Annotated in this window: 26 protein-coding genes and 1 pseudogene; 15 read left to right on the top strand and 12 right to left on the bottom strand. The window is 30.7% G+C overall.

Annotated elements, in window-relative coordinates; all coding sequences use genetic code 11:
* Nucleotides 1–13 precede the first annotated feature (13 nt).
* From CAMP18498_RS00200 to CAMP18498_RS00190, 3 genes are all read right to left on the bottom strand, one after another.
* Nucleotides 14–1,459: an aldehyde dehydrogenase family protein gene (locus CAMP18498_RS00200; RefSeq protein WP_337196649.1), complete on the bottom strand. Its 1,446-nt coding sequence runs from the start codon at nt 1,457–1,459 to the stop codon at nt 14–16.
* 18 nt (nt 1,460–1,477) lie between these two features.
* Nucleotides 1,478–1,861 carry a RidA family protein gene (locus CAMP18498_RS00195; RefSeq protein ID WP_337196648.1) on the bottom strand — a complete coding sequence of 128 codons (384 nt, stop codon included), beginning with the start codon at nt 1,859–1,861 and terminating at the stop codon, nt 1,478–1,480.
* 227 nt (nt 1,862–2,088) lie between these two features.
* Nucleotides 2,089–2,718 carry a GntR family transcriptional regulator gene (locus tag CAMP18498_RS00190; protein ID WP_337196647.1) on the bottom strand — a complete coding sequence of 210 codons (630 nt, stop codon included), beginning with the start codon at nt 2,716–2,718 and terminating at the stop codon, nt 2,089–2,091.
* A 146-nt stretch (nt 2,719–2,864) separates the two neighbouring features.
* Here CAMP18498_RS00190 and CAMP18498_RS00185 point away from each other — a divergent pair, with 146 nt between their 5' ends.
* Nucleotides 2,865–3,245, top strand: coding sequence for a YbgC/FadM family acyl-CoA thioesterase (locus CAMP18498_RS00185; protein WP_337196646.1), 381 nt, complete (start codon nt 2,865–2,867; stop codon nt 3,243–3,245).
* Here the strand turns inward: CAMP18498_RS00185 and CAMP18498_RS00180 are convergent.
* Genes CAMP18498_RS00180 through CAMP18498_RS00170 form a run of 3 tightly spaced genes read right to left on the bottom strand, consistent with a single transcriptional unit; the run spans nt 3,223 to nt 5,521 of the window.
* The gene (locus tag CAMP18498_RS00180; protein WP_337196645.1) at nt 3,223–4,440 is read right to left on the bottom strand and encodes a hypothetical protein; all 1,218 of its coding nucleotides are present in this window, start codon (nt 4,438–4,440) and stop codon (nt 3,223–3,225) included. The genes CAMP18498_RS00185 and CAMP18498_RS00180 overlap by 23 nt on opposite strands.
* On the bottom strand, nt 4,437–5,048 hold the full coding sequence (locus CAMP18498_RS00175; protein ID WP_337196644.1) for a uracil-DNA glycosylase family protein: 612 nt from the start codon (nt 5,046–5,048) through the stop codon (nt 4,437–4,439). The genes CAMP18498_RS00180 and CAMP18498_RS00175 overlap by 4 nt, the downstream gene beginning before the upstream one ends.
* Nucleotides 5,048–5,521, bottom strand: a complete 474-nt coding sequence (locus tag CAMP18498_RS00170; protein ID WP_337196811.1) for a GNAT family N-acetyltransferase — start codon at nt 5,519–5,521, stop codon at nt 5,048–5,050. The genes CAMP18498_RS00175 and CAMP18498_RS00170 overlap by 1 nt, the downstream gene beginning before the upstream one ends.
* A 138-nt stretch (nt 5,522–5,659) precedes the next feature.
* Here CAMP18498_RS00170 and rpmH point away from each other — a divergent pair, with 138 nt between their 5' ends.
* The 11 genes and pseudogenes from rpmH (at nt 5,660) to CAMP18498_RS00115 (ending at nt 16,705) form a co-directional block, all read left to right on the top strand.
* The gene (gene rpmH, locus CAMP18498_RS00165; RefSeq protein ID WP_012661270.1) at nt 5,660–5,794 is read left to right on the top strand and encodes a 50S ribosomal protein L34; all 135 of its coding nucleotides are present in this window, start codon (nt 5,660–5,662) and stop codon (nt 5,792–5,794) included.
* Nucleotides 5,791–6,117 (top strand): ribonuclease P protein component, encoded by a 327-nt coding sequence (rnpA, locus tag CAMP18498_RS00160; RefSeq protein WP_263664026.1) that lies wholly within the window; start codon nt 5,791–5,793, stop codon nt 6,115–6,117. The genes rpmH and rnpA overlap by 4 nt, the downstream gene beginning before the upstream one ends.
* Complete coding sequence (gene yidD, locus CAMP18498_RS00155) at nt 6,105–6,488, top strand: membrane protein insertion efficiency factor YidD (protein ID WP_039617892.1); 384 nt, start codon at nt 6,105–6,107, stop codon at nt 6,486–6,488. Before rnpA ends, yidD begins: the two co-directional genes overlap by 13 nt.
* Entirely contained in the window at nt 6,452–8,032 is a 1,581-nt protein-coding gene (yidC, locus tag CAMP18498_RS00150) for a membrane protein insertase YidC (RefSeq protein WP_337196643.1), read from the top strand. The genes yidD and yidC overlap by 37 nt, the downstream gene beginning before the upstream one ends.
* Nucleotides 8,016–8,861 carry a Jag N-terminal domain-containing protein gene (locus tag CAMP18498_RS00145; RefSeq protein WP_337196642.1) on the top strand — a complete coding sequence of 282 codons (846 nt, stop codon included), beginning with the start codon at nt 8,016–8,018 and terminating at the stop codon, nt 8,859–8,861. Before yidC ends, CAMP18498_RS00145 begins: the two co-directional genes overlap by 17 nt.
* On the top strand, nt 8,858–10,186 hold the full coding sequence (gene mnmE, locus CAMP18498_RS00140; protein WP_337196640.1) for a tRNA uridine-5-carboxymethylaminomethyl(34) synthesis GTPase MnmE: 1,329 nt from the start codon (nt 8,858–8,860) through the stop codon (nt 10,184–10,186). The genes CAMP18498_RS00145 and mnmE overlap by 4 nt, the downstream gene beginning before the upstream one ends.
* 12 nt (nt 10,187–10,198) lie before the next feature.
* On the top strand, nt 10,199–12,376 hold the full coding sequence (purL, locus tag CAMP18498_RS00135; protein ID WP_337196638.1) for a phosphoribosylformylglycinamidine synthase subunit PurL: 2,178 nt from the start codon (nt 10,199–10,201) through the stop codon (nt 12,374–12,376).
* Between the two features lie 2 nt (nt 12,377–12,378).
* Complete coding sequence (locus CAMP18498_RS00130) at nt 12,379–13,149, top strand: DnaJ domain-containing protein (RefSeq protein WP_337196637.1); 771 nt, start codon at nt 12,379–12,381, stop codon at nt 13,147–13,149.
* Nucleotides 13,146–14,678, top strand: a complete 1,533-nt coding sequence (purH, locus tag CAMP18498_RS00125; protein ID WP_337196636.1) for a bifunctional phosphoribosylaminoimidazolecarboxamide formyltransferase/IMP cyclohydrolase — start codon at nt 13,146–13,148, stop codon at nt 14,676–14,678. Before CAMP18498_RS00130 ends, purH begins: the two co-directional genes overlap by 4 nt.
* A 14-nt stretch (nt 14,679–14,692) precedes the next feature.
* Nucleotides 14,693–16,280: pseudogene (locus CAMP18498_RS00120) on the top strand (methyl-accepting chemotaxis protein).
* Between the two features lie 11 nt (nt 16,281–16,291).
* Nucleotides 16,292–16,705: an META domain-containing protein gene (locus CAMP18498_RS00115; protein ID WP_337196635.1), complete on the top strand. Its 414-nt coding sequence runs from the start codon at nt 16,292–16,294 to the stop codon at nt 16,703–16,705.
* Nucleotides 16,706–16,715: 10 nt separating this feature from the next.
* On the opposite strand, the gene pyrF is transcribed toward CAMP18498_RS00115, so the two are convergent.
* From pyrF to CAMP18498_RS00085, 6 genes are read right to left on the bottom strand one after another with little or no spacing between them, the layout of a single operon-like run.
* Nucleotides 16,716–17,399 carry an orotidine-5'-phosphate decarboxylase gene (pyrF, locus tag CAMP18498_RS00110; protein ID WP_337196633.1) on the bottom strand — a complete coding sequence of 228 codons (684 nt, stop codon included), beginning with the start codon at nt 17,397–17,399 and terminating at the stop codon, nt 16,716–16,718.
* Entirely contained in the window at nt 17,396–17,794 is a 399-nt protein-coding gene (gene nusB / locus CAMP18498_RS00105; protein WP_133319322.1) for a transcription antitermination factor NusB, read from the bottom strand. Before nusB ends, pyrF begins: the two co-directional genes overlap by 4 nt.
* A gap of 2 nt (nt 17,795–17,796) precedes the next feature.
* Nucleotides 17,797–18,267, bottom strand: coding sequence for a 6,7-dimethyl-8-ribityllumazine synthase (ribH, locus tag CAMP18498_RS00100; protein ID WP_087699491.1), 471 nt, complete (start codon nt 18,265–18,267; stop codon nt 17,797–17,799).
* Between the two features lie 11 nt (nt 18,268–18,278).
* A complete protein-coding gene (gene kdsA / locus CAMP18498_RS00095) occupies nt 18,279–19,082 on the bottom strand; it encodes a 3-deoxy-8-phosphooctulonate synthase (protein WP_337196632.1) in 804 nt (267 codons plus the stop codon).
* Nucleotides 19,083–19,101: 19 nt separating this feature from the next.
* The gene (locus CAMP18498_RS00090; protein ID WP_337196631.1) at nt 19,102–20,463 is read right to left on the bottom strand and encodes a uracil-xanthine permease family protein; all 1,362 of its coding nucleotides are present in this window, start codon (nt 20,461–20,463) and stop codon (nt 19,102–19,104) included.
* Entirely contained in the window at nt 20,453–21,385 is a 933-nt protein-coding gene (locus CAMP18498_RS00085; protein ID WP_337196630.1) for a DMT family transporter, read from the bottom strand. The genes CAMP18498_RS00090 and CAMP18498_RS00085 overlap by 11 nt, the downstream gene beginning before the upstream one ends.
* Nucleotides 21,386–21,485: 100 nt before the next feature.
* Here CAMP18498_RS00085 and der point away from each other — a divergent pair, with 100 nt between their 5' ends.
* From der to trpS, 3 genes are read left to right on the top strand one after another with little or no spacing between them, the layout of a single operon-like run.
* Nucleotides 21,486–22,871 carry a ribosome biogenesis GTPase Der gene (gene der / locus CAMP18498_RS00080; protein WP_337196629.1) on the top strand — a complete coding sequence of 462 codons (1,386 nt, stop codon included), beginning with the start codon at nt 21,486–21,488 and terminating at the stop codon, nt 22,869–22,871.
* Entirely contained in the window at nt 22,855–23,352 is a 498-nt protein-coding gene (locus CAMP18498_RS00075; RefSeq protein ID WP_337196627.1) for a shikimate kinase, read from the top strand. Before der ends, CAMP18498_RS00075 begins: the two co-directional genes overlap by 17 nt.
* The gene (trpS, locus tag CAMP18498_RS00070; RefSeq protein WP_337196625.1) at nt 23,349–24,308 is read left to right on the top strand and encodes a tryptophan--tRNA ligase; all 960 of its coding nucleotides are present in this window, start codon (nt 23,349–23,351) and stop codon (nt 24,306–24,308) included. Before CAMP18498_RS00075 ends, trpS begins: the two co-directional genes overlap by 4 nt.
* The last annotated feature ends 2 nt before the right edge of the window (nt 24,309–24,310 follow it).

The following is a 24,310-nucleotide window of genomic DNA, read 5'->3' as shown; positions in this document are numbered from 1 at the left end:
TTGTAAACAACATTTAATAAGCTTTTACATAAGTTGTTTTTACAACTGTGTAAAATTCCTTCGCATAAGCACCTTGCTCTCTTGGACCAAAGCTAGATTCTTTTCTGCCTCCAAAAGGTACATGATAATCTGTTCCAGCTGTAGGAAGATTAATCATAACACAACCACTTTTTGCTTCTTTTTTAAATATGTTTGCATTTTTTAAACTCGATGTTACAATCCCTGAAGTCAATCCAAAACGAGTACCATTATTAAGCGCAACAGCTTCTTGTAAATCTTTTGCTTTAATCACACATGCTAATGGAGCAAAAATTTCTTCCTGATTAACATCCCAATCATTTTTAGTATTAATAAATAAAGTAGGAGACATATAGTAACCATTCTTATCAAGTGATAATTTTTCACCACCAAATACCAATTCCGCTCCAAGATCTTTAGCTCTTTGAACCCACTTGAAATTAGATTCAAATTGTTTATTATCGGCCACTGGTCCCATAAAAATTCCATCATCTAAGCAATGGCCAACCTTTAATGTTTTCATTCTAGAAACCATTTTCTCAACAAAAGCATCATGAATACTTTCCATAACAATCAAACGAGAACTTGCTGTGCATTTTTGACCAGTACCCGAAAAAGCACCCGCAATAGCACACTCAACAGCAAGATCAAGATCTGCATCATCCATAATAACTAAGGCATTTTTACTACCCATTTCTAATTGACATTTAACAAAATTTGCAGCCGTAGCACGTGCTATTTTTCTACCAACATCAACAGATCCAGTAAAAGAAAGTGCGTTGATATTTCTAGAATTAATAATAGTCTCACCAACTTCCCCACCACTACCTAAAACTAAATTAAATACACCACTTGGCAATCCATGCTCATGAATAATCTCAGCCAAAGCTACGGCAGAAGCTGGAGTGGTATTAGCTGGTTTCCATACTATACTATTACCAAAACAAAGAGCAGGAGCTATTTTCCAAGAAGCTGTTGCGATAGGGAAATTCCAAGGAGAAATAATACCAACAACACCAACAGCCTCTCTTGTAATCTCAACATCAACACCACTTCTTACAGATGCTGCATTTTCCCCAATTTGCCTTAATACTTCAGCTGCATAATATTGAAAAAATTGACCCGATCTAAACACTTCTCCTTTTCCTTCTATTTTTGTTTTTCCTTCTTCTAAGGATATGATTTTTCCAATCTCATCACTTCTATTCATTAAAGATTCACCGATTTTATAAAGCAAATTTGCCTTTTCTTCTAAAGGAGTTTTTTCCCAAGAAACTTGAGCCTCTTTAGCAGCATCAATAGCTAGCTCTACTTGTTTTTTATCAGCCTGTGCTACATCCCCTAGATCATTATCAATATCAGATGGATTAATATTTTTTATAGTATTAACACCCTCTACCCATTGACCATTAATATATAAACCCTTAGTACAATCTAACATCTTATCTCCTTTATAATTTTAATTATAAGTTTGCGCATAAACTACAAATTCAACCAGCATTTCTTCTCTAGCCAAACCAGAAACAATAAATGCAGCTCTATTTGGATAAACTGTATTGAAATAGGTTGAATATACCGAATTTACAAATTTTAAATCTTCTCTTTTTGTAACATAAATTAAAATCTGTAACACATCATCTAATTTAGAACCAGCACATTCTAAAGTATGAATAAGATTTGAAAAAACTTGTTTGGTTTGCGCTTCTATACCACCAGTAACAACCTCTCCATTTTTATCAATAGGAATTTGTGCTGTATATAAAATATTATTTGATACAACCGCCCATTCTAATGGAGATTTTGAGGGGAATAATTTTGTTTTAACCACTATTTTACTTGACATACAACTCCTTTTTGTATTGTTATATTTTCAAGTCTATAGGAAAAAAACTTAATAAATACTTAATGCCGACAATAAATATATTATATATTTTCTTACCTTGAAAAAACATGTAAATATGTGAATATTGGTAAATATATTCAAAAGATATCCCTATGATTAAAACATCAAATAAGTTAGTAAGGTAGTTTTAGTTGTAAAATTGAATATATACTTATTATATGATTATATCAAATCAAATATTGTTTAACAAAATTCTCAAAATAATCAATAATATCATCAACATATTCCAAAGCTTTTTCTGTGTTTTTTTGATACACAGCTTTTAATATATTCTTGTGTTTTTCTTTTACAATATCATGTTGACTATTTTGAGCATAGCGATACCAAAATCTCCTTGAAATCCCTTGCACGTTTCTCAATTCTTCGTAAATAAAATAATTTTTAGAAGCTTTAGCTAATACATCTTGTCTTTTATCAAGCCATGATAAAAAATTTATTTCATCATAATTTTCAATTTCATTTAAAAGTTCATTTATAGCTTTTTTATCATCCTCAGTAAGTCTTTTTATAGCACATTCTATACAAAGTTTCAAAACAACTCTTCTTACTTCCAAAAGTTGCATTTGTAAAGAAGCATTCATTTGCGGAACCGTTATTCCTGCTTTTGATATATTCACCAAATAACGTTTTGAAAGCAACAATAATGCTTCTCTTACAGGCGTACGTCCAACATCAAGCATATTTGCTATGCCCTGTTCTGTCAAAATACTACCAGGCTCTATTTCACAAAAAACTATTCTTCTTTCTAGTTCATCATATACTTGTTCGGCTAAAGTTTTATTTTTCACTTTTTTCATGTAATTTCCAAATATAAAATAAAAATTATAGAATAATATCTAATTATTAATGTATTTAAGACAGAACATTAATGATTAAAATTCATATTTGATATTCAATTTACTTTAAATATAATGTATTATAAAAAACAAAAAAAGGATTTTAAATGCAAATACGAATTTATTATGAAGATACCGATGCAGGTGGAGTGGTATATCATAGCAATTACTTAAAATTTTGCGAAAGAGCAAGAAGTGAGATATTTTTTCAAAAAAACGCAAAAATTTTTGATAAAAACACAGGACATTTCCTACTTACAAAAGCAAATTGTAGCTTTTTAAAACCCGCTAAACTTGGAGATCTTATAGAAGTAAAAACATTTATCACAAAGCTTAAAAAAGCCTCAGTTTGTATAAAACAAGAGATTTATAAAGAAAACACCAAGCTTTTTGAGGCTGATTTTACCCTAGCTTTTTTAAAAAATGAAAAAGTAGCCCCTATAGATGAGGCTATAGCTAAGGTTTTTACTGATTTTGCAAAAGAGTAAAACCTAAGCCTTGCGAACGAATGATTTTAACCTTATAGTCAAATTGATTATCATTTAAGCTCTCATCGAAAATTCTTTGAGAGTCTTTATCTAAAAACTGCGTATAAAAATAATCAAGACCCACGCTAGCTGCATACGCTATCCAGTTGTAATTAATATTTTGCGAAAAAAGCTCATTAAGATAGCTTAGAGTTTGATCCTCATTAGAAATGGAATTTGCTAGTAAAAGTTTTTTTCTATCGTTAATTTGTGTTAAACTTAACAAAATAGGATTATAATTAATCTGAGTGGATAATAACACAAAAGGTTCTATATCATAAGTTCTTATTTGCGAGCTTATAAGCGCTGTTTTAATCAAAGAAGTATTTAAAATAATACTAGAATCTTGAAAACTTCTATTTTGATTTAAAATACTTCTAAAATCAAATTTAGAACTATTAATAGTGTAAATTTTCTCACTACCATTACCTGCATTTAAAACATTCTCATCTAAGCGATTTGCCAAAGGTGTTCCATCTGAAAAAATAATATTTTTACCATTTGAATATTCTAAAAGTTTTTGAATTTGTTTTTGATAGTCTATACTTCCAAAATACACATTTTCATTTTGCGTATCAAAATTTCTTTTATGTGCAGTAGGAATAAAAACTTTTACATTTAAATCAAGATTTTCTTTTAATAAATTTTTCACACCTTTATCTGTAAAACCTGCGATAATATAATTAAATTTCTCATCTTGAGCTTGTTTAAAAGCTTTAGCTATCTTACTCTCATCTTCTGTGCCTATTAAAAATACCTTTACTTTTATCTGTGCTCTTTGTCTTAGCAAATACGCTATGCTTGAATTTATAATAGTGTTAGAATAGCTTTTAATCGTTTGCTCAGGTATAATAATAGCTAATTTTACACTAGCATTTTTTTGAATTCTTTTTTCAAAATCTATGATGGAATTTAAAAGTTTAGTATAAATATTAACCAAAAGTTCATTTGCATTATCATTGTTAAATCTTGATAAGAAATTAAAATAAAGTCCTGTTTCTAATAAAGTAAATAAACAATCATTATCGCAATTTTGAAATCCTAAATTAGGATAAAAAGACTCACTAGGTTCTATGGGTGATGGTTTTTGCTCTTTCGCAAAAGTACTTAAAGTTAAAACAAAACTCATCATCAAACAAACTAAACTTTTTCTCATAAATAACCTTTTATTTTTTTAATATCTTCTATAAATTCAGCATAAAAGCTAGGATTTTTACTCAAAAAATTCAAATCATAACTTGGCAAAAGCAAAGCATTGTTAAAACGCATACATTGCCCTTTGTATTTTTGAAAGTTCTCAAAACCCAAACTTGCAAAAGCTTCTTGACCAAGACATAAAATAATCTTTGCTTTTACAAAATCAAGCTCGTTATAAAAATACGGCAAGCATAATTTTAGTGCTTGATCATCTATTTTAAAATTACTAAAACATTTAAACATATAAGAAAAATATATCTCATCTTCTTTTAAATTTAAAAGCTCTTTACATAATCTTAAAAACTCTTGTTTATTTTTAGAAGCAAAAAACTTTCCACTTTCATTTTCTTCTTTATCAATAAAAGCTTGATAAATCAGAATTTTAGCATTTTTGGCTTCTTTTTCTATTAAACTATACTTTCTTAATTTAGAAAAATGACAAAGATTGCAAGTTTTTACTCTTTCATTTAATTCTTTAAAACTTAAGTTAAAATGCCTAATTTGCTTTTGTTCATCAAAGTATTCACAACCAAAAGCTTTTAGATAATACAAACTGCGTTTATTCATCACATCAATGCTTCTAAATTTTCACCCTCTAAACGATAAGTTCTCCACTCATTCATATGTCTTGCATTTAACTTGGTATAAAATTCAATCCCCAAATCATTATCATTTAAACAAACCCACTCTAAACGTTTGAGATTTTTTTCTTTACAAATTTGCGCTAAATATTTAAAAACAACTCTAGCATAACCTTTTTTTCTATATTTTGGCTGTATGTAAATATCTTCTAGGTATAATCCACCCAAACCCCAAAAAGATGAAAAAGTAAAATAATACATCACATAACCTATTATCTCACCATCAACCTTTAGACTCAAAGCCTTAGCGTATTCATGTTTAAAAAATGATTCTTCAAGTTCTTTGCTTGTGCATTTTACATCTTCAAGCATATTTTCATGAATAGCCAGTTCTTTGAGTAATTCTAAAATTTTTTCCAAATCTTCTTTTTTACTCTCACAAATTTCAAAAGCCATTATTTTTCCTTAGTTTACAAAATAAAATCAAAATTTAGCAAAAAGTTTTAAAATAACTCTTAATTAAAAGCAGATTTAAGTAAGATTTTGCTAACATACTCGCTTATTATTTTGTTTTTTATTTTAAGTTAAGGAAAAAATATGAAAAGAACATATCAACCACATAAAACTCCTAAAAAAAGAACTCACGGCTTTCGTGTACGTATGAAGAGCAAAAATGGTCGCAAAGTAATCAATGCTAGACGTGCTAAAGGTAGAAAAAGATTAGCGGTATAAAAGATTTTCTAAGTATTAACGACTTAGGAGAGTTTGCAGCAATTTACAAAGAAGGTAAAAAATGGCATTGCGAAGGCATGATCATCTTTTACTCTTTAAGTGAAGAAAAAAAATTCGCCGTTGTTGCTAGTAAAAAAGTTGGAAAAGCTGTTATAAGAAATAGAGCCAAAAGGCTCTTAAGATCAGCTTTTTTTCAGGTTAAAAATCAAGTTGAAAACGGAAAATACATACTTGTAGCCAAAACGAGTATCACTGAAATTCCTTTTTTAAAATTAGAAAAAAACTTGAAATGGGGTTTAAAAAAAATAGGATGTATAAAATAGCTTGTCTAAAACTTATCAGATTTTATCAACTCTTTATCAGTCCTTTTAAACCACAATGCTGTAGGTATTACCCAAGTTGCTCTGAATACGCCTTGTGGCAGTTTAAAAAAAATAATATTTTTAAAGCATTTGGTGCAGTTTTTTTAAGAATTTTAAAATGCAATCCGTTTTTTAAAGGTGGTATTGATTATCCTAAAATACGCAAGAATAATCTAAACTCAGGTATATGTTTTAAACCTAGTTTTAATGCTTTAAAACAACTCAACTATCTTTATATCCCTTGCAACGATAATCAATTTTTTTTAATTAAGATTATATTTCCAAAGGACAATCCGTGTCAGAAAATTTATCTCAACAAAAACGCATATTAATTGCTGTTGTATTATCATTTTTATTTTTTGTAGTTTATGATTATTTTTTTATCCCTAAAGCTCCACAAACTGAGCAAAATATCACCCAAATAGAACAAAACAATTCAGCCCCACAAAGCACTACAAACACAAACACCCAAGCTCCAAAAACAGAACTTAGTGTTAATCAAAAAGAAGAAATAGCAGTTGTTAAAAGTGAGTATTTTGAAGCACATATTGACTCTTTAGGTAGAATAGCTAAATTTTATCTAAGTGATGAAAAATACAAAGATGAAAATGGCAAAAGTATTAATCTAGTAGATACTTCTTTATCGCCTTTACCACTAGAAGTAAGATTTAGCGATGCAAAAATCAATCAAGAAGCTTTTAATGTCTCATATACCACAAGTCAAAAAACTATTAATGTAAGCGATAAAAACACAACCTTGATCCTTACTCAAAATTTAAATGATTTAGTAGTAACTAAAAAAATCACTTTCCATAAATATGGAAACTATGATTTAGAAGTTAATCTAAGCAAAGATGCAACTTATTTTATCACTCCAGGTTATCGTCCAAATATAGCGGTTGATAGCTATACAGTACATGGGGTTTTAATCTTAGATAAAGATAATAAAATCACAATGTTAGAAGATGGCGATGTAGAAAATGATGAAAGTTTTTCTAATGTAACCCTTATGGCAGCTTCAGATCGCTATTATAGTGCTTTCTTTTATAATTTTGAAAAACCACTCAATGCTGTAGTTACTAAAGATAATCACGAAAACTCTATCGTTTTTGCAAGTGCGACAAATACTTTTAAAGCAAGCGGTTATGTTGGCTCAAAAGAGCATGAAATTTTAAGAAGCATTCATGCTGATTTAGATGATGTTGTAGAATATGGTTGGTTTACTTTTATAGCTAAGCCTATGTTTGAATTTTTAAATTTTTTACATGGCTACATGGGTAACTGGGGTTGGGCTATTGTAGTGATGACTTTAATCGTGCGTATTATTCTTTTCCCACTTACTTATAAATCAATGATTTCTATGAATAAACTCAAAGATTTAGCACCTAAAATGAAAGAAATCAGAGAGCGCTATAAAGGTGATCCGCAAAAAATGAATTTACATATGATGGAACTTTATAAAAAACATGGCGCAAATCCTATGAGTGGATGTTTGCCTATACTTATTCAAATTCCAATTTTCTTTGCAATTTATAGAGTTTTACTAAATGCCATAGAACTTAAAGCTGCACCTTGGGCTTTTTGGATTACAGATTTATCTGTGATGGATCCATGGTTTATTTTACCTATATTTATGGGTCTAACTATGTTTATCCAACAACTTATCACACCAATGGCCATACAAGATCCTATGCAAGAAAAGATTATGAAATTTTTACCATTAATTTTCACTTTCTTCTTCTTAACCTTCCCAGCAGGTTTAACTTTATATTGGTGTGTAAATAATATATGCTCACTTATTCAACAAGTGATCGTAAATAAACTTTTCAAAAACCACAAAAAAGAGGAAATAGCTAAACATGAACATAGAAGCTAAAGACTTACAAACCGCACTCATAGAAGCCTCAAAGCAATTTGAGTGCTCTGTGATTGATCTAGAATATGAAGTTATTCAGCATGCTAAAGCAGGATTTTTTGGTTTGTTTAGAAAAAATGCTATTATTCGTATCAAAGGGCATAAAAAAACTCAAAAACCTCATCAAGAAAAAACTAAAAAATTTCATAATGAGAAATTTAACAAGTATATGCAAAAAAACTTTGATAAAAACGAACCTAAGAAAGAATACAAAGAAAATTTTCAAAAACCAATTGAAGATATTGCTCAACCTAAGGAGCATTATAAAGTAAAAAATGATGCTATTTTTGATTCATTTCATAAAGAATCTTCAGAAGAAAGAAATATCACTTCTTATATCGATGAGATAAAAATTTCACTAGAAAAGTTACTAGCAACTTTTGATTTTGACATCAAGGTTATGCAAGTTAGTGTTTGGGATGAAAATTGTGTATTGATAAAACTTGATGGAGAAGACGCGGCTTTACTTATAGGCAAAGAAGCCCATAGATATAAGGCTTTTTCTTATTTGCTTTATAACTGGCTTAGCGCTAAATACAAAATTCAACCAAGACTAGAAATTGCTCAATTTTTAGAAAATCAAACCCAAGCTATAGAAAATTATTTAAAAATTCTTATAGAAAAAGTAGAAAACACAGGAAGAGTTCAAACAAAACCACTTGATGGAATTTGGTTAAAACTTGCTTTAGAAAAATTAAGAGAACGCTTTCCTGACAAATATGTAGCTATCAAACAAAATGACGATCAAAGATATATCGTTGTGAATGATTTTTTGAAGAAAAATGAATGAATGATACTATAGCTGCCATTGCCACAGCCCATGGAGTGGGCTCTATAAGTATTATTAGAGTAAGTGGAGAAAAAGCTTTAGAGCTTGCATTAAAAATTACCCACAAAAAAGAACTAACACCACGCTATGCACATTTGTGCAAACTTTATAAAAACAACAACGATTTTTTAGACGAAGCTTTAGTAATTTATTTTAAAGCACCCTACTCTTTTACAGGAGAAGATATAGTAGAATTTCAACTCCACGGGGGCTTTTCTTTAAGTGAAATTTTACTCGATGAGCTTATTTTAGCAGGAGCACGTCTTGCTAACCCTGGTGAATTTAGTAAAAGAGCTTGTTTAAATGGCAAAATGGATCTTTTGAAAGCTCTAAGTATACAAGATGCCATCATGTCAAAATCGACAAGCGCTGCAAATATCATAGCAAAAAATATTAAAGGTGATTTAAGTAAATTTTTAAATACCATTAGAACAGATCTTGTTCAAACTCTTGCTTTTGTAGAAACTAGTATTGATTATGCAGATGATGATTTGCCACAAGATTTACTTGATCAAATCATTACTATGTGTGAAAAAAATTCAAAACTTTTACGCGATATAGTAGATATTTCTTTAAGTAAAAAAGGACTTATAGAGGGCTTTAAAGTTGCTATTATCGGTAAGCCAAATGCAGGAAAAAGTTCCTTGTTAAATTCACTTTTGGCTTTTAATAGGGCTATTGTTTCTAATATTGCAGGTACCACAAGAGATCGTATCGAGGAAAGCTTGAAAATAGGCTCACATTTAATCAAAATCATCGACACAGCAGGTATAAGAAATGCAGATGATGAGATAGAAAAAATCGGGGTTAATTTAAGCTATGAAAGCATTAAAGAAGCAGATATTATCATAGCTGTTTTTGATGGATCTAAAGAATTTGAAGAAGAAGATGAGCGTATTTTACAAGCTTTAAAAAATTGTGATAAAAAAATCATTTATGTTTTAAACAAAAGCGATCTAACCACCAAATTTGAACATGAAATTAGTACTTCTTGTATACGCATTTGTGCTCAAGAAAACACCCAAGCCATTAAGGAAAATTTAAATGAATACTTAAATACTTTAGATGGCGATGGAATGCTAATTAGCAATACCTTAATACTCAATGCTTGCAAGAATGCTAGCGAAGCTATTTTGCGCGCAAGGGATTTATTAAAAGAAAGTTCTTTAGAACTTTTTGCTTTTGAATTAAATTTAGCCATAGGAGAAATAGCTCAATTTACCAAAAATTTTGAAAGAGATGAAATTTTAGATGCAATGTTTAGTAATTTTTGTTTGGGAAAATAAAAAGGAGAGAAAATGGATAAAGAAATTATAAAACAACACAAAATTAGTGATGAGGAATATCAAGAAATTTTAAATATACTAGGTAGAGAGCCTAATTTGCTAGAGCTTGGAGTAATTTCTGCTATGTGGAGCGAACATTGCTCATATAAATCAAGTAAAAAATACCTTAACGGCTTTCCAACCAAAGCCCCTTGGGTAATCCAAGGTCCTGGTGAAAACGCTGGAGTAATAGATATAGGCAAAGGAATGGCAGCTGTATTTAAGGTAGAAAGTCATAATCACCCAAGTTTTATAGAGCCATTTGCAGGTGCAGCTACAGGTGTGGGTGGAATTTTACGCGATGTTTTTACCATGGGTGCAAGAGTTGTTGCAGGTATGAATTCTTTGAAATTTGGCAATATCCATGATGAAAAAATAGGCAAACATCAAAAATATTTAGTTAAAGGTGTGGTAAGCGGAATTTCACACTATGGTAATTGCATGGGTGTACCTACTATAGGTGGAGAATGTGCTTTTGATGAGTGTTTTAACGGAAATATCTTAGTTAATGCTTTTGCACTTGGAACTTGCAAAATAGAAGATATTTTTTATGCAAAAGCTGAAGGTATAGGCAATCCTGTAATTTATGTAGGTTCAAAAACTGGTCGTGACGGGCTTGGTGGAGCTGTAATGGCAAGTGATAGTTTTAATGAATCCAGTAAAAGCTTAAGACCAACTGTGCAAATTGGAGATCCATTTGCTGAAAAATTATTAATGGAAGCTTGTTTGGAGCTTTTCAAAACTGATTATATAGTTGGAATTCAAGATATGGGTGCAGCAGGACTTACTTCAAGCTCTTTTGAAATGGCAGGACGCAGTGGTAGCGGTATGAAGCTTTACCTTGACAAAACCCCTATGAGAGAAGAAGGTATGACTCCTTATGAGTTAATGTTAAGTGAATCTCAAGAAAGAATGCTAATTTGTGCTAAAAAAGGCTATGAAGAAAAAGTTATAGAAATTTTTAATAAATGGGGGCTTGATGCGGCCATTATAGGTGAAGTTACCAATACTGGCAAAATGGAGCTATTTTGGCATGGCAAATTAGTTGGTTTGATCCCTATTGAACCACTAAGTGAAAAAGCACCTATGCTTGATAGACCTGTGGCTAAACCAAAATACTTAGATGGGATGAAAAACTATCAATTTAAACTCAACATTCCTACCCAAGAAGCATTTGAAAAACTCCTTGCAGATGAAAATGTTAGCAATAAAGCTTATATTTATGAGCAGTTTGACTCAAGCGTACAAACTAATACTTTAAAAAGCAATGGAGCTTTAGGAGCCAATAGTATTAGAATTAAAGAAAATAACTGCTTACTTTCTATGGCCATTGAGTGTAACTCAAGATTAAACTATGTAAATCCAAAAATCGGCGCAGCAGCAGCTGTTGCAAGTGCAGGAAGAAAAATAGCATGCTCAGGAGCTAAACCTTTAGCAATTAGCGATTGTTTAAATTATGGTAACCCACAAAATCCTGAAGTAATGTGGCAATTTGCCCAAGGTTGTGAAGGTATTAAGCTCGCTTGTAAAGAACTCAATACACCTGTAGTAAGCGGAAATGTTTCTTTATATAATGAAACCGATGGAGTAAGTATTTTTCCAAGTCCAACCATAGCTTGTGTTGGAGTAAATGAAAAAGCAGAAAATGTTTTAAAATCATATTTTAGCAAAGATACTAGCGCTATTTATCTACTTGGAGAAAGCAAAGGTAATTTTGGAGGATCTTTGATTGCTAAAGTGCTGGATCAAAAAGTAGCAGGAGAGCTTGAAGATATAGATTTTAACGCGGAATTAAAACTATGGGATTTCCTATTAAAAGCAAACGAAGCAAAATTACTTGATTGTGCTAATAGCATAGGCATAGGTGGTCTTGCTATTACCTTAGCTAAAATGAGTGCAAAGGCAAATTTAGGTATTGAAGTAAAAACTAATTTTGAAGATAAGAGTTTTATTTTCGAAGAAAGCCCAACAAGAGTTATAGTTGGCGTTAAAAATGAAGAAAAATTTATCAAATTTGCAAATGAAATAGGAGTTAAATTTACAAAACTTGGAAATTTAAATGAAAAAGATTTCATTTTAGATGATATTAAGATATCTTTAGCAAAACTACAAACAATTTATTTTGATAAATTTAATGAGTATTTAGGATAAAAATGCTTTTTGTTTTACTTATATTGGCAATTTTGGCATTTTATTGGTATTATAAAACATGGGGTAAAGATGATCTTTTAGGCTCTTTTAAAAAAGGAGCTAAAAGTTTCTCTCAAGGTTTTAAACAAGGCTATCACGAAGAAAGAATTGATGGATTTAAAAGAAGATTAAACTACTATGTTATAGCACTTTTAGCAAAAATAGCAAAAAGTGATGGCAGAGTTAGTGAAAATGAAGCTAATATGATCTCACAAATTCTTGATTACAATGCCAAAGATTCAAGAGAAAGAGAATTTTTAAAACAAAGTTTTAATGAACACAAAAACACCTTAAATGACACCTATGAAGTAGCCAAAGAACTCATCAAGGAAGTACCTTTACCTCAACAAGAAAGAATCAATATATTAAATGTTTTGGTTGCAATGGCTTTGATTGATGGAGAACTTAACAGCACTAAAAAAGATGTATTAAAAGCCATTGTCAAAGCATTTAATCTTGATGTAAATATACTTGAAAGACTTCTAAATTCTATGCAAACTCAAAAGGTGGGTATGAATTTGCAAAAAGCATGCGGGGTCTTAGGTGTAAGCGAAAATGTAAATTTACAAGAGCTTAAAAAACGCTATAGGAAACTTGCTAAAAAATATCATCCTGATATTTTAAACGCAAACAACAGTGATGAAGCAAAAATAAAAGAAGGCGTAAAAAAATTTCAAGAAGTTAATGAATCTTATGAATTTTTAAAACAATATATAGAAAGGAAAAATCAATGAAAGCACTAATTAGTGTCAGTGATAAAGAAGGAGTGGTAGAATTTGCTAGTGAGCTTGCAAAATTAGGTTTTGAGCTTTTATCTACTGGAGGCACTTATAAGCTTTTAAAAGAAAACAACCTGCAAGTACAAGAAGTTAGTGATTTTACTCAAAGTCCTGAAATGTTTGAAGGACGTGTAAAAACCTTACACCCAAAAATTCATGGCGGAATTTTATACAAAAGAGAAGATGAAAGCCACCAAAAGCAAGCTAAAGAGCATAATATAGAAAGCATAGACTTACTTTGTGTGAATTTATATCCTTTCAAAAAAACTACAATTTTAACCCAAGATTTTGATGAGATTGTAGAAAATATCGATATCGGTGGTCCTGCTATGATACGCAGTGGCGCAAAAAACTTTAAAAATGTCATTGTAGTTTGTGATATTTTAGATTATGATAAAATCATACAAGCTTTAAAAGATAATACTTTAGATCTTGATTTTAGAAGAGCTTTGATGATCAAAGCTTATGAGCATACAGCAAATTATGATGCTTATATAGCAAATTATATGAACGAGCGTTTTAATGGTGGTTTTGGAGCAAGTAAATTTATTGTAGGTCAAAAAGTGTTTGACACAAGATATGGAGAAAACCCTCATCAAAAAGGTGCTTTATATGAATTTGATGACTTTTTCACACACAATTTTACAACCTTAAAAGGCGAAGCAAGTTTTAATAATCTAACCGATATTAACGCGGCTTTAAATTTAGCAAGTGCTTTTGATAAAGCTCCAGCAGTAGCCATTGTAAAACATGCAAATGCTTGTGGATTTGCCATAAAAGAAAACTTACTCCAAAGCTATATCCATGCACTTAAATGCGATACCTTGAGTGCTTATGGCGGTGTTGTAGCTATCAATGGAACTTTAGATAAAGAATTAGCACAAAAAATCAATGAAATTTATATAGAAGTAATCATTGCAGCAAATGTAGATGATGATGCTTTGGAAGTATTTAAAGATAAAAAGCGTATTAAAATCTTTACACAAAAAGCGCCATTTTTAACTAGAGCTTATGACAAATATGATTTTAAACATATAGATGGTGGTTTTGTATATCAAGATAGTGATGAAGTCAAGGAAGATGAATTAAAAAATGCAGTATTAAAAAGTGAAAGAAAAGCTAGCGAACAAGAGTTAAAAGATCTTGAAATAGCTATGAAAATTGCTGCATTTACCAAATCAAATAACGTAGTTTATGTAAAAAATGGTGCTATGGTGGCTATTGGTATGGGCATGACAAGTCGTATTGATGCAGCTAAAGCAGCTATTAATAAAGCTAAAGAAATGGGACTTGATTTAAATGGTTGTGTTTTAGCAAGCGAGGCTTTCTTTCCATTTAGAGATAGCATAGATGAGGCTAGTAAAATAGGAGTAAAGGCTATCATCGAACCAGGTGGAAGTATAAGAGATGAGGATATTATCCAAGCTGCTAATGAATATGGTATTGCATTATATTTTAGTGGCGTAAGACACTTTTTACATTAATACAAGGAGCTTAAATGTTTAAAAGCATAGATGCAAAGATATCTTTAGCAATGATTTCTACATTGCTAATTAGTTTTATTATTATGCAAATTATTTTACAAAAAGACTCTCAGTAAACGACCGATAGAATCAGCCGTGCAAATTTAGATACCTTAAGCACTTCTGTTTTTCAAACACTAAGAATGGCGATGAATTTGGGTGATCCTGCCATTATAGAACAAGCTATAAAAGAAGCAAGTGAAATAGAAAGTATAAAAGATATTAAAATTTATCCCTCCAAAAGCACCGTTGAGCTTTTTGAAATGCAAAAATATACAAAAAGTGATGAAAGTATTATCAATGAGCAATTTAACAAACCAGAAATTAAAGCGGTTGAGATTAATAATGAACAAGGGCATTATCTAAGACTTATACGCCCATTAATCGCTAATGAAAGTTGCTTAGCTTGTCATGCTAATGCTAAAGAAGGTAATGTTTTGGGTGTTATGGATATATACAATGATTTAAAACATATAGATGATGATTTGGCAAGCTCAGCTAGAACTTATATTATAATCTTTAACATAGCTTTACTTTTTACTGTTTTTGCTGTGCTTTATATTTTAAAAATAGTTGTGGGTAATCCTGTTTTAGATCTTTTAAAACACGCTAAAGAATTAGCTAGCGGCGATGGAGATTTACGCGCAAGAATTAATATAAAAAGCACCGATGAAATAGGTAAAGCTTGCACCTACATCAACCAATTTATTGAAAAAATTCAAAATACAGTGATTTCTACTAATGAAAATTCTCAAATGGTAGATAAACAATCTAAACTTTTAAATGCTAATGCACTTGATCTAGCAAATAGAACTAAAGAAGGTCATACAAAAGCTGATGAATCTTAAAGTGAGCAAATTCATACAGAATTACAAGATCTTGCTGAACTTTCAAATAACGCAAATAAAGCCAATACAAAATCTTTTGAAGTTTTAAACACCATGCTTGACTCATTAAATCAAGTAGTAGATAAGGTAAAAGTTGTAGCTGAAAATGAAGATATATTATCTCAAAAAGTAGAAGTTATGGAAAAACAAGCAGAAGAGATTAAAAAAGCTTCTGACATGATGGGAGAAATTGCTGATAAAACCAATCTATTATCTTTAAATGCAGGTATTGAAGCTGCGCGTGCTGGAGAATTTGGTCGTGGTTTTTCAGTTATTGCTGAAGATGTAAGAAATCTTGCTCAAAATTCAGAAGAATTTTTAAAAAATATTGCCATCGTAACCAAACAATTGAGTAGATAGCATCAATGAAGCTTCTAAAGAGTTAAAACACAATGCTAACGAAATTAACTCTTTAAATCAAGATGCAAAAGAACTTGTAGAAGGAACCAATGAAGTAAAAGTTTGCAATGAAAATGCAAGAGATTTAGCAAATGCTTGCATGCAAAAAATTTCAAGTACACAAGAAACTTTGCAATCTTTGCTTGATAAAACGCAAGAAACGGTAAAATTAAGTGATAAAAATGAAGAAATTTCAAAAATTTTATTAGATGTTGCTCATGAGTTAAATATAGTTTGTCAAAATTTAGAAGATGAATTAAAACATTTTCATGTATAAGGAGAATAAAAATGAAAAAAATAATCACATTAAGTATAGCAAGTTTAGCTGTTTTTAGTGGGTGTTCTGTGGCAAATTTAAGTGTTGATGATTTACAAAATAAAGAATTTACTATAAGTTCTTATGAAGCAAATGGAAAAAGCTACGAACTTCCTCAAAATACAAAAACAAGTATTAGTTTTGATAATAAAGATAAAAGAGTTTTTGGTGTATCAGGATGTAATAGATTTTTTGGGAACTATAAAGATCAAGGAAGTAGTATCAAAATAGAAGATAATCTTGCTTCGACAAAAATGCTTTGTGATCAAGAATCTATGAAATTTGAAAACGACTTCTTAAGATATTTTAATGGAGAATTTCAAATTATTAGCGATAATGATGGAATTATTTTAGAAAATAAGAAAATGAAAATTTATTTAAAATAAGCCTCTAGGCTTATTTTAAATGCTCTAATATATTCTCACAAACCATTCTAGGTTCTTTTGCCTTATAAATAGGTCTTCCAACCACGATAAAATCTGACAGATTATCCTTAGCACACTGTATATCAGCTACTCTTTTTTGATCATCTAAATTTTCTTTAAAAGGACGAATTCCAGGAGTTAGTGTAATAAAATTTGTATTTGTATTTTCTTTAATCAATAAGCTCTCATATACCGAACAAACCATACCATCAAGACCGCTTTCATAGCTAATTTTAGAAAATTCCTTAACGGCTTGTTTGATATTTTGTCTATATATACTAAAAAATTCTTGCTCATCAAAACTAGTTAAAGCAGATACAGCAAGCACCAAAGGTCTTTTGCTCAAAACACTTAAACGCTCCATAATCATACACATAGCATTTTTACCTGCACTTGCGTGGATATTAAACATATCCACATCAAGTTTAGCAAGCTCTTCGCAAGCATCTGCCATGGTATTTGGTATATCATAAAGCTTTAAATCTAAAAAGATTTTAAAATCATCCACTTTTTTAATCGCCTCTAAAAGCTTTGCTCCATCTCTTAAATACGATCTAAGTCCTATTTTAACCCAAAGATCTAAACCTTTTAATTCTTTAGCCAAACTAATACACTCATCATAACTTGACACATCAAAAGCCACACAAAGTTTCATTGCTTTTCCTTGTTGATTTTATCCAACACCCCGTTGATAAATTTAGGAGCATTATCTCCTGCCATTTCTTTTGCAAGCTCTATAGCCTCATTAATGATAATCGCTTTTTGTGTAGAAGTAAATAAAATCTCATAAGTACCCAAACGCAAAATGGCCTTTTCTATACTAGCTACTCCATCTAATTTGTGCTCTTTCAAACACTCATTTATTTTCTCATCAAGCAAAGTAAGTTGCTCATTAATACCATTATATAAATCTAGAGTGAATTTTCTTTGGTCATTGCGAATTTTTTTCTCATCTAAAAATTCATTGATAAAATCTTTATTTTCTTGGTTTAACTGTGCTGCATAAAGCAAAGAAACTATACTTTGTCTTACTTGGTGTCTAGTAGCCATTTTTAAACCTTAATTTTTTGGATTAAATTAAGCATTTCAACCACAGTAAGCATAGCTTCAAAACCCTTATTACCTGCTTTACTACCTGCTCTTTCTATGGCTTGCTCTAAGGTATCAGTTGTTAAAACTCCAAAACTCACAGGCACATTAGCTCCAAGGCCTACACTTGCTATACCTTTGGTAGTTTCAGCTGCTACATAATCAAAATGTGGTGTACTTCCACGAATTACTGCTCCAACACAACAAATTCCATCAAATTTTTTACTCTCACAAGCTTGTTTTAATGCAAAAGGAATTTCAAAAGCACCTGGCACTAAGATAAGACTTAAGTTTTCTTCCTTGCCTCCATGTCTTAAAAAAGCATCTTTAGCACCTTCAACTAAACGATCTGTGATAATATGATTAAATCTTGCATTGATAATTGCAATTTTTTCATCACCTTTTAAACTTAAATTTCCTTCTATTATATTCATATTTTTCCTTTTTAAATGATTTCTTGAATTTTTAAAAGCGTATTTACACAGTTTTTAAGTCTTGAAAGATCAAGCATATTTGGCCCATCGCATAAAGCTTTACAAGGATCAATGTGCGTTTCAAAGAAAAATCCATCTACACCTACACTAGCTGCAGCTCTTGCTAAAGGCTCTACAAATTCACTTTTGCCTCCACTACTGCCACCATTTGCTCCTGGCATTTGCACACTATGAGTAGCATCAAAAATAACCGGGGCATATTTTCTCATGATAACAAAACTTCTCATATCTACAACTAAATTTCCATAGCCAAAACTTGAGCCTCTCTCAGCTGCAAAAACCCCATTTTCTTTGGCTATTTCAAAACCTTCTTCGTTAATGCCTCTAGTTTGTAAAATTTTAGCTACGCTGTATTTAATATCTTCAGGGTTTAAAAATTGACCTTTTTTTACATTTACCTTAACTTTTGTTTTAGCAGCAGCTACTAATAAATCAGTTTGCCTGCATAAAAAGGCTGGAATTTGTAAAACATCTACAACTTCAGCCGCAATACTTGCTTGAGAACTCTCATGAATATCAGTAAGAATTTGCATACCAAATTTATCTTTCACTTTTTGCAAAATTTCTAAACCTTTTTCAAGACCTGGTCCTCTAAAACTATTAATACTAGTTCTATTTGCTTTATCAAAGCTTGATTTAAAATAAAAATCAATTCTATCATCTTTTAAAAAGCATTCAAGCTCTTGCGCTACCTTAAAGACTAGTTCTTCATTTTCTATCACACAAGGCCCTGCTATTAGTATCATTTTTTTCATCATTTTTCCTTGTTTTTTATTATTTTACTTTATTTTTATTATTTTCTTCAAAAGGGAAAACAAAATTTAAAATAATAGCTGTAATCCCACCTGCTGCAATCCCTGAAGAAAATAAAGTTTTAAACCACATTGGCATAAATTCTAAAATATCAGGATTATTAGAAACTCCAAGTCCTATACCCAAGCTCATAGCTATGATGATAATAGAACGGCGGTTTAAATTTTCTTTAGAAATAATCCTAACCCCCGTTGCAGCTATAGTACCAAACATCACTAAAGTTGCTCCACCTAAAATAGGCTCTGGAATTTGCAAAGTAATATCAGCCACAATAGGAAATAAACCCAAAATCATCAACATAAAAGCTACAATAAACCCTACATAACGACTTGCAACACCTGTTAAAGCTATAACGCCATTATTTTGCCCAAAACATGAGTTTGGAAAAGTATTAAAAAAGGCTGAAACAAAGGAATTAAAACCATTTGCCAAAACTCCACCTTTTAATCTTTTTGCATAAAGTTCACCTTTAACTGGCTGATTAGAAACTTCGCTAGTAGCGCTAATATCGCCAATAGTTTCTAAAGAAGTTACCATAAAAACCAAAATCAAAGGTAAAATGAGATTATAATCAATACTCAAACCATAATGCAAAGGATCGGGTAAAAACATTAAAGGTAAATTTTCATTAAAATTAAAGGTAAAATTTTCAAAAGTCATAGCCACTAAAAGCCCTATTATCATAGCTATGAATAAAGAAGAAATTCTTATATAAGCATTGTTAAAACGATTTAAAACAATAATGCTAAAAATCACAACTCCGGCCAATAATAAATTTTGTAAAGAACCAAACTCACCACTTGCCTTAGCCGCAAATCCACCTCCTGCACTCACAAGACCAACATTAATCAAACTAAGACCTATAATCATCACTACTATACCTGAAACCAAAGGCGAAATCATTCTTCTGATAAAAGGTAAAATTTGAGAAATAATCATTTCGGTAGTAGAGCAAAGCATCAAAGTGCCAAAAATAGCTCCAAGCATTGCTTCTTGTGATAAACCATTATTTTTTAAAACAAGCCCGCCTAGTATAATAGGCGCAACAAAGTTAAAACTAGTCCCTTGAATAGATAAAAGTCCACTCCCTATAGGACCCCAAGTTTTAATCTGCAAAAGCGAGGCAACACCTGAAGCAAAAAGCGACATACAAATAATTCTAGCCGTATTAGTATCATCTATTCCAAGACCCTTGCAAATTAATAAAGCAGGTGTAATTACAGCCACAAACATAGCCATTAAATGCACTAAAGCAGCAAAAAACGCCTTAGCAAAAGGTGGTTTATCTTCTAAACCATAAATTAAATCTGTTTTATTTTCCATTTTTCTTTCCTTTTGTTTGCTTACTAACCAAAATAATTCCTCCTAAAATAATGCTAAAAATTCCTATAAAAACCATCAAACTAGGAATTTCATCTCCTAATAATATGCCCAAAAATAAAGTAAAAATTACATCTATATAACTAACTCCCGCAACAACCCCTGCCTTTTTTGCCACCCCATAAGCTTTAGTAACATGAATTTGATACATTGCTCCAAAAATTCCCATCAAAACAATAAAAATCCAAGCTTTAAAACTAGGCATAACAAAAGGAGCAATTAAAAAATCAAGCTCTTTTATTTCATAAAAAGAACCTATAATCATAGATATTAAAGGCATAAGAGTACCAATTAAAACAAAAGATAAAGCTATAAAAGGCGCTGGGTATGATTTTCTAAGCTCTCTTACACTAGTTAGCGCCAAAGCTGCACAAAAACCACTTAAAATTCCCAAAATACTATTTTTTAAATCAAAGCCTGAATGCGTAGTACTATCTGCAAAAGGCTGACAAATTAACAACACTCCTATAAAAGCAATCAAAATCCCAAAACAAGCTTTTAATCCTAAACTTTCTTTAAAAAACAAAAAAGCGATCAAAGCTATAAAAATAGGTGCTGTTTTTTGAAAAGCAAAAGCACCACCTAATGAAATATTAGAAACATTATAAAAGAAAAGATATAAAGCGATCGTTCCTATAATACCTCTAAAAATAAGCAGTCCAAGATGTCCACCACTTTTATGAAAATTTAATTTTGAAAGCACATAAAGCATAAAAGCTGTGCCTATGATATTTCTAAAAAACATAATTTCGATCGATGATAATTCTTCACTAAGAATTTTTGCACAAGCACCTACAAGTGCAAATTCTATGGAAGCAATAATCATAAAATATATACCTAAATTCTTTTTAACTATTCTTAACATATAAATTCCATATAAAAATTCCCGTTATTTTAGTCTTTTTTGCTTAATTTTAAGGCAATTTTTATATAATCACAAATAAAAATTTAAAAAATGAGTATTAATGCAAAGTATTATTTTAATAGGAAAACCAAATGTTGGTAAATCAAGTCTTTTTAATAGACTTGCAAGAAAACGCATTGCCATAACTAGCGACATAAGCGGAACTACAAGAGATACTAACAAAATAGAGGTAGAAATTGATGGCAAAAAAGCCCTATTAATAGATAGTGGCGGACTTGATGAGAGCAATGAGCTTTTTAAAAATGTCAAAGCAAATTCGCTTAAAGCTGCTAAAAATAGTGATATTATCTTTTATATGGTGGATGGTAAATTTTTACCTGATGATGAAGATAAAGCATTTTTTTATGAAATGAAAAAACTCAACAAACCCATAGCTTTAGTAATCAATAAAGTCGATAACAAAAAAGATGAGGAAAGATCTTGGGAATTTTCTAATTTTGGAGTAAAAGAAGTTTTTAACATCTCGGTTACACATAATATAGGCATTGATGAGCTTTGCATGTGGGCTGGTAAGTTTTTAAATGAAAGTTATTTAAATGCAGATGAAGAAGAAGACTTTGAAAGTTATTTAGAAAATTTTAATGAAAATAGCGGAGATTTTAAACTAAAAACCATCAATGAAAATCATATTAAAGTAGGAATTATCGGCAGGGTTAATGTAGGAAAATCAAGTCTTTTAAATGCCTTAGTTAAAGAAGAACGTAGCGTGGTAAGCGATATAGCAGGTACTACGATTGATCCTGTCAATGAAAGCATTATGCATAAAGATAAAATCATCGAATTTGTAGATACTGCGGGTATTAGAAAACGTGGGAAAATACAAGGCTTAGAGCGTTATGCGCTAAATAGAACTGAATATGCCCTAGCTAATGCTCAAATTGCACTTTTGGTACTTGATGCAGCCGAAGGCTTTAACGAGCTTGATGAACGTATTGCAGGACTTGCTGCTAAGCATTGTTTAGGTGTGATTATCGTGCTTAATAAATGGGATAAAAGCGAACTTGATTTTGATAAAACTTTAAAAGAATTAAAACTAGATCGTTTTAAATTTCTAGCTTATGCACCCGTTGTAAGCGTATCAGCTTTAAGTGGAAAAAGAGTGCATGTACTTTTAGATAAAATTTTGGAAGTTTTTACCAATTTCACCCAAAAAATTCCAACCGCAAAATTAAATGCCTTGGTAGAAGAAGCCACTAGAGCCCACCCACTACCACATGATTATGGTAAATTAGTAAAAATTTATTATGCAGTTCAATATGACTTAGCACCTCCAAAAATAGCTCTAATTATGAATAGACCAAAAGCTTTACATTTTAGCTATAAGCGCTATTTGCAAAATCAAATTAGAAAACAATTTAATTTTGAAGGTGTTCCTTTGATTTTAGCTTCAAGAAAAAAAGGTAGCAAAGATGAGCAAGAAGGATAATCTCCTTTTTGTAGGCTTTATGGGCTGTGGTAAAACAACCATAGCAAGAGCTTATGCTAAAAAATATGATAAAATCTTTTTAGATACAGATAGTTTGATCAAAGAAAAATACAATCTTGAAATTGGTGAAATTTTTAAAACATATGGAGAGAAAAAATTCCGTAAAGAAGAGCAAAAAATAGCTTTATTTTTACATTGTTTACAAAATTGCTCCATTGCAAGTGGCGGTGGTTTTATAGAACAAAAAAAATTAAAAAATATTGGTATTATTGTTTATTTAAAAGCAAGTTTTGATTATCTTTTACAAAGACTAAGCAAAGAAGAATTAACCACTAGACCTTTATTTGCAAATACAAATAATGCCAAAATTCTTTTTGATCAAAGAATTAAAAAATATGAAAAAAAAGCAAATATTATTATAGATATTGAAAATAAAAGCGTTAATGAGATTATTAAAGAAATTAAAAAAGAGGTAAAATGAGAGTTATTACAGGATTACAGCCGAGCGGGGATTTACATATAGGAAATTATTTTGGCTCTATAAGACAAATGCTAAATATGCAAGAAGAAAATCAAATGTATATGTTTATAGCAAATTATCATGCTATGACTTCAAGTTTTGATGGAGAAAAACTTAAACAAAATTCACTCAAAGCTGCGGCAGCTTTTTTAAGTTTAGGAATTGATCCGCAAAAAAGCGTATTTTGGCTACAAAGTGATGTAAAAGAAGTAATGGAGCTTTATTGGATTCTTTCTCAATTTACTCCAGTGGGGCTTTTAGAAAGAGCACATAGCTATAAAGATAAAATTGCCAAAGGTTTAAATGCTAATCATGGACTTTTTTCTTACCCTGTTTTGATGGCTGCAGATATTTTACTTTTTAATGCTCAAGTAGTTCCTGTAGGTAAAGATCAAATTCAACACGTTGAAATAGCAAGAGATATAGCCTTAAAAGTAAATAATGAATGGGGTGAAATTTTTACCTTACCTCAAGCTAAAGTTAATGATGAAGTTGCTGTAGTACCTGGCACTGATGGAGCTAAAATGAGTAAGTCCTATCAAAATACAATTGATATTTTCAATACACCAAAAGCTATTAAAAAACAAATTTCTTCCATTGTCACAGATAGTACAGCTTTAGAAGATCCAAAAGATTGGCAAAATTGCAATGTATTTAAAATCGCAAAATTGTTTCTAAGCAATACAGAACAAGAAGCTTTAAAAAGCCGTTATGAAAAAGGTGGCGAAGGCTATGGGCATTTTAAAATGTATTTAAATGAAATCGTTAGTGAGTATTTTGCCTTAGCTAAGGAAGAATATGAAAAATTATTAGCCAATCCTTCTAAAATCGATGAGATTTTAGAATTTGGAGCAAACAAAGCAAAAAAACAAGCCCAAGAAACAATGGAAAAAATTTATGCTAAAATAGGACTATAAAA

The organism is Campylobacter sp. W0066.2, from assembly GCF_024723515.1.
Classification (GTDB): Bacteria; Campylobacterota; Campylobacteria; order Campylobacterales; family Campylobacteraceae; genus Campylobacter_D.
The sequence above is the reverse complement of the archived record's forward strand: the minus strand, read 5'-3'. Positions and strand labels throughout refer to the sequence as shown.